The following is a 5385-nucleotide window of genomic DNA, read 5'->3' as shown; positions in this document are numbered from 1 at the left end:
CCACCAATAGCAATATTGGCAGTGGCAGTACTATTCAATCCCATGAAGCAATTATCTATTACTAGATTACCCCCAATATTCAAATTATAATTAGAAATTGAGGTTAAATAAATATAAAAGAACGGAATGTCTTGAAAAGTTAAATTACCGGCTACAGAAGTCAACGCACCATTTAAGTCTATAAAATTTGCTAAAGAAGCAGTTGCCCACGTGAAATTTCCAAACGATTGTCCGAGTCCTGAAGGTGCTGATCCGTTTGATGTGTATCCAGTTATTTGGCACGTTGAATTTGAGTCCCATGAAGCTGTGGGAATCGTACCAGCTGTTGAAGTATACTGATGATCATAAACACTTCCAGATTCAAATATTAGTGTTGAAGATGATGCATTAGTTATTGTTCCTGCATTGTTCAATGTACCTGCAACCCTTATTAATGCTATTCTTGGAGGGGGAGGAACGACAGCATTTTGAATAATTATGATACCTGAAGACTGAATATTCAAAATTCCACCAGCATTAATTGTTAAATCATCTCCACTGCCTGCAGCTACTGTAAAAGTTCCAGAACTCGATATAGTAAGTGACCCTCCCGAACTAACTGTTATCTGATCTGCTGATCGAGTATCAGAAACCGTAATAGAGTGGCCATTCAAAATTGTTATAGTCCCAGATGCTGTTGTTGGAACAGCCGCTGGAATCCAAGAATTGGGATCATTCCAATCACCAGTTCCTCCGCCAGAAGAAACAACTTGTGCTGAAACAAAAGTAGAAAAGCTCAATAAAATTAATGTAAAAAATGAAAGGATGTTCCTCATATGACAAAAGTCCAAATGAAACTTAAAATACAAAAATATGAATTAAAAGACATCAGTGCTAATAATTCAATACTAATTAAATACCGCAATAGTGCCTATTGTAACCAGTTAAATTTGGATTAACCTATTAATTATCAACTGTTTCTGTTCATCCGTAAGGTTACTCCCAGATGGCAGGCACAAGCCTTGCTGAAATAACTTTTCACTCTCACCGTTTCCGTAGTAGTCAGTGACCTTATTAAATACCGGTTGTAAATGCATTGGTTTCCACAAGGGTCTTGTTTCGATATTATACTTCTCAAGCTCTAGCCTAAGTGTTTCTCTATCATATCCGGTTTTGTTTTTATCAATTAATACTGTTGTAAGCCATCTGTTACTGAAATAATTACTATCAGGTTCTTCAATAAACGTAAAACCTATATCCTTTAGATTTTCTCGGTAAAAATCATAATTAGCCCTTCGTTTCTGTACCCAAGAATCCAAAATCTCTAACTGTCCTCTGCCTATACCTGCAGCGATGTTACTCATACGGTAATTGTAACCTATTTCTGAATGTTGATAATGGGGAGCAGCGTCTCTTGCCTGAGTAGCTAAAAAACGAGCTTTATTAATCCATTCTTTATTGTTTGAAACCAAAGCTCCACCTCCTGATGTGGTAATGATCTTATTGCCATTAAATGAAAAGATGCCAAAATCTCCAAAGGTTCCTAGCTTCTGCCCCTTAAAAGACGAACCAAGTGCCTCAGCGGCATCTTCAATGAGTGGGATTTCATATCTTTTACAAACTTTTACTATTTCATCAATTTTACCCGGCATACCATATAAATGCACAAAAATTACGGCCGCAGGTTTATGGCCATTTTTAATTTGATCTTTTATAGCTTTTTCCAGATGGACAGGATCCATATTCCAGGTATCAGTTTCGCTATCAACAAAAATTGGATTAGCTCCCTGGTAAACTATAGGATTGGCGGATGCTGAAAAAGTGAATGATGAACAAATAACATGATCACCTCTTTTTACACCTAATATGATGAGTGCTAAATGAATGGCAGCGGTTCCCGAGCTTAAAACAGCACAATGTTTTGCACCAGAATATGCACACAATTCTTTTTCAAAATTATCTACATTAGGACCTAAAGGGGCTATCCAGTTTTGATCAAAGGCTTCATTAACATACTTAAGTTCATTACCTCCCATATGGGGCGAGGACAGATAGATTCGTTCTCTACTCATTAAAATAAAAATAGATTAATAGAATTATTGCAATAACATTCCATTCTGTAATTATATAAAAAACGTCAATGGGCCAGCCATTAAAAAATGTTAATCCATACTTAAGAATTAAAAATAGACTTATAAAAACTGAAGAAACGATGAGGTCAAAAAGAATAATTTGAAATGCTTTGGCTCTTAATATTGTAAATGTTTTCACATATAGAATCATGAGTGCCTTAACTAAGAACAAATAAATTAGCTCGTTTAAAATAACCGCATTAAAAGCAACTTTGAATTCTTTTTGAAATACCATTAAGGTTAAGAACAATACTATAATTAAGCCTCTAACGCCTAAGATCATTGTATTTTTTTAACGCAAATAACCATATGAGAATTACAGCTCCTAATAAGGCTCCATTAAATAAGTATTTATGATAAAAATAAAACTCTCTTGGGTTATACTGGCTTACATAATAAAGGCCTGTAATTCTTGCAACATTTAGTATGTTCATAATTACAATACCACTAATAATCACCAATAAAATATTTTTTGTTAGTTGAAAATAACTGAGTAGAAATGAAACTAAAATAATGTAAAGTGTTGCTGCGTTACAGCCTTCATAAATTGCTAGAATTACTACATTATCTCTATTTAAATATATTTTCGGATAATTTTCATCAAATGTTAGGCTGGTTTTATGCCCAAACAACTGCAATAAATATTCAGTTTGATAAGCAGCTATATCAGTAAAAAATATTGTGTCAGGAAAAATGAATTTATGATAGGCGTAATAAACTAAGTTTAGCATTAAGTATAATGTCAAAAATGATAATACAAAACCAATTGCCTTACGCATTTTAGGATCATTTATCTTATTTAATAAAATCATTTATATCTCTTTTGCTGGTATACCTACTACTTTTGCGTTTGAAAGAACATTATTTTTAACCACTGCACCTGCACCAATTATTGCCCATTCGCCAATCATTATACCTGGTAAAATAACTGCTCCAGCGCCAATAAACGCACCTTCACCTACCTTAACTCCGCCAGTAAGTGTCGCATTTGGTGCTATATGAACATAGTCACCTATCACGCAATCATGATCAATTGATGCTGATGTATTGACGATAACATGCCTACCTATTTTTGTATCAGCATTTACAACTGCTGAGGCCATAATCACAGTTCCTAATTCAATTTCCACACCTTTGGAAATAATAGCTGAAGGGTGAACAGCTTTTGAATAAGAAATATTCAATTTGGCAGATAGGTTTTTTCTTATTTTGTTATTTCCTATCGTTATAATGCATGGAGAAGAAGTCCCATTACTCTCTTGTGTAACACCAAGTACAGGTATGCTCATTATTGAAGTTTTTGACGGGTCATCATCAAAAGCACCCAAAACCTGGACATTGCATTTCTCCAGAATGTCAATTACTACTTTTGCATGTCCGCTAGCACCAATGAGATACATATTATATTTAACAATTAGGAATTTACAAAGGACAATTAGCTAAAGAGCACTTTAGTTCCCTTTAAATTTTTCCATTGTTGCACTTCCTTCAGCGGCTATCCCTTCCGCAACAAACACCTTTTTTAGTGTATAAATGATTATTTTCAAATCTAACCAAAAGGATTGGTTATCCACATAATACAAATCATATTGAAAACGTTCTTCCCATGAGATTGCATTTCTCCCATTTACCTGAGCCCAACCAGAAATTCCTGGTTTTACAAAATGTCTTCTTCTTTGTTCTTTGGAATATAATTTCAAATATTCAACCAGCCATGGTCTTGGACCTACAAATGACATCTCACCTCTCAAAATATTAATCAATTGTGGTAATTCATCAAGGGATGTTTTTCTTACGAATTTGCCAATGGTTGTCAATCGGTCTGCATCGGGTAAGAGTTGACCATTTTCATCAGTTTTGCTATTCATTGTTTTAAACTTGATCACCTTGAATATCTTTTCATTTTTACCAGGTCTGTCTTGAATAAAAAAAACTTCCCTTGATTGAAAAAAATATAAAAGGACAATGATTAAAAAAATAATAGGCGAAAGTATCACGAGCGCAATAAAGGCTACGAGAACATCTAAAAATGGCTTAATTACACTTTTGTACATTACACTAATGCTTCTTTAACTTCTGTAATATATTTTTTAGCCAGTTTCTGACGATCAAAGTTTGCCTTTGCATAATGGTATCCATTAATCCCTGTTTCTTTAAGTTTCTCTTTTTCATTAATCAGAGACCTGATCACCTTGACAATTTCTTGCGCATTTTCTGGTTCGGCATAAAATCCACAACCTGCTTGTTCAACCAACTGCCGGGAAATTCCGTCTATTAGCATTAGCACTGGTTTCTTACAAGCCATGTAGTCAAAGGTTTTATTTGAATAAATGGTTTTGAAAGTATCCGCCTTCTTTAATATCGAAGCTCCCATATCAGAACCTAAAATATATTTAAAAACCTCTGATTTAGGGACTGAATCTACAAATTCAATATTTTGAATGCTCTTTTTCGAAACAAGGTTCATAAGTTCCTGTTTTTCCATTCCATCTCCTATTAGCTGAAATACAACTGGACTATCTCTCAAATCAATAGCCACATCAATCAATTGTTTTAAATGATTCGCAACCCCATGAGCACCAACATAAGTAATAACAAATTTATCTGTATGTCCGCGAGCCCTTCTCCACTCATCTGAATTAAAGCCGTTTAATAGCTTATCTGAAAGTGAAAAATCTGAAGCATTAGGGATAAATATTATTTTATTTTCATCTACACCTTTATCTATTAAACTAGTCCGAAATGCAGGGGTTAAAACGTTGATAAGCTTAGCTTTTTTATAGATAAAACTCTCAAAATTATATGCAAGCTTAATTAATAACTTACTTTTTAGTACTTCAGTATCTATCGCTGACTCTGGCCAAAGATCCCTAACTTCAAATATGAAAGGTGTCCTTTTAAATTTAGAAAGTAGATAGCCTGATATCCCAACAAATAACGGAGGAGAAGTGACCAATATGACGTCATAGTTTCTACCCACTTTAAATATCCCACAATAAAGACTTGAAAAAACAAATGAAAAGTAAGCCCATAAACGTCCAATAAAACTCTTGTTGTATGATTCTGAAACTTGGGTTCTCCAGACTGTAGTGTTTCCCTGTTTCTTTTTAATTACCCACTTTCCTCGGTATTCAGGCCTTTTTTTATGCCCGGAATAATGCATCATTCCTGCGATAACTGTAATATCATGACCTTCAGCATTCCAAAGTTTAGCCATCTCATTGAAGCGAGAACCTCCAGGATCGTCTTCTTCCAAAAAATACTGATGAATAAG

7 protein-coding genes are annotated in these 5385 nt (G+C 34.3%); all 7 read right to left on the bottom strand.

Translation table 11 applies throughout. The features are described from left to right. The coding region (locus RLO81_RS00240) for a DUF8693 domain-containing protein (protein WP_350105563.1) at positions 1-815 on the bottom strand (815 nt) is incomplete at its 3' end. Positions 816-923: 108 nt separating this feature from the next. Continuing rightward, the gene (locus RLO81_RS00235) at positions 924-2051 is read right to left on the bottom strand and encodes a DegT/DnrJ/EryC1/StrS family aminotransferase (protein ID WP_350105560.1); all 1128 of its coding nucleotides are present in this window, start codon (positions 2049-2051) and stop codon (positions 924-926) included. Continuing rightward, entirely contained in the window at positions 2044-2394 is a 351-nt protein-coding gene (locus tag RLO81_RS00230; protein ID WP_350105557.1) for a hypothetical protein, read from the bottom strand. The genes RLO81_RS00235 and RLO81_RS00230 overlap by 8 nt, the downstream gene beginning before the upstream one ends. Continuing rightward, the gene (locus tag RLO81_RS00225; RefSeq protein ID WP_350105555.1) at positions 2378-2923 is read right to left on the bottom strand and encodes an archaeosortase/exosortase family protein; all 546 of its coding nucleotides are present in this window, start codon (positions 2921-2923) and stop codon (positions 2378-2380) included. Before RLO81_RS00225 ends, RLO81_RS00230 begins: the two co-directional genes overlap by 17 nt. Continuing rightward, entirely contained in the window at positions 2924-3511 is a 588-nt protein-coding gene (locus RLO81_RS00220; RefSeq protein ID WP_350105552.1) for an acetyltransferase, read from the bottom strand. Positions 3512-3562: 51 nt separating this feature from the next. After that, positions 3563-4165 carry a sugar transferase gene (locus tag RLO81_RS00215; protein WP_350105549.1) on the bottom strand — a complete coding sequence of 201 codons (603 nt, stop codon included), beginning with the start codon at positions 4163-4165 and terminating at the stop codon, positions 3563-3565. After that, entirely contained in the window at positions 4165-5367 is a 1203-nt protein-coding gene (locus RLO81_RS00210; protein WP_350105546.1) for a glycosyltransferase family 4 protein, read from the bottom strand. The genes RLO81_RS00215 and RLO81_RS00210 overlap by 1 nt, the downstream gene beginning before the upstream one ends. Positions 5368-5385: the final 18 nt, after the last annotated feature.

This window comes from Fulvivirga sp., from assembly GCF_040220315.1.
Taxonomy (GTDB): domain Bacteria; phylum Bacteroidota; class Bacteroidia; order Cytophagales; family Cyclobacteriaceae; genus Fulvivirga.
This window is presented reverse-complemented; position numbering and strand designations above follow the sequence as displayed.

Coding starts and splice junctions, on each gene's coding strand:
- RLO81_RS00235 (WP_350105560.1), bottom strand. CDS start 2,051: ATGAGTAGAGAACGAATCTATCTGTCCTCGCCCCATATGGGAGGTAAT.
- RLO81_RS00230 (WP_350105557.1), bottom strand. CDS start 2,394: ATGATCTTAGGCGTTAGAGGCTTAATTATAGTATTGTTCTTAACCTTA.
- RLO81_RS00225 (WP_350105555.1), bottom strand. CDS start 2,923: ATGATTTTATTAAATAAGATAAATGATCCTAAAATGCGTAAGGCAATT.
- RLO81_RS00220 (WP_350105552.1), bottom strand. CDS start 3,511: ATGTATCTCATTGGTGCTAGCGGACATGCAAAAGTAGTAATTGACATT.
- RLO81_RS00215 (WP_350105549.1), bottom strand. CDS start 4,165: ATGTACAAAAGTGTAATTAAGCCATTTTTAGATGTTCTCGTAGCCTTT.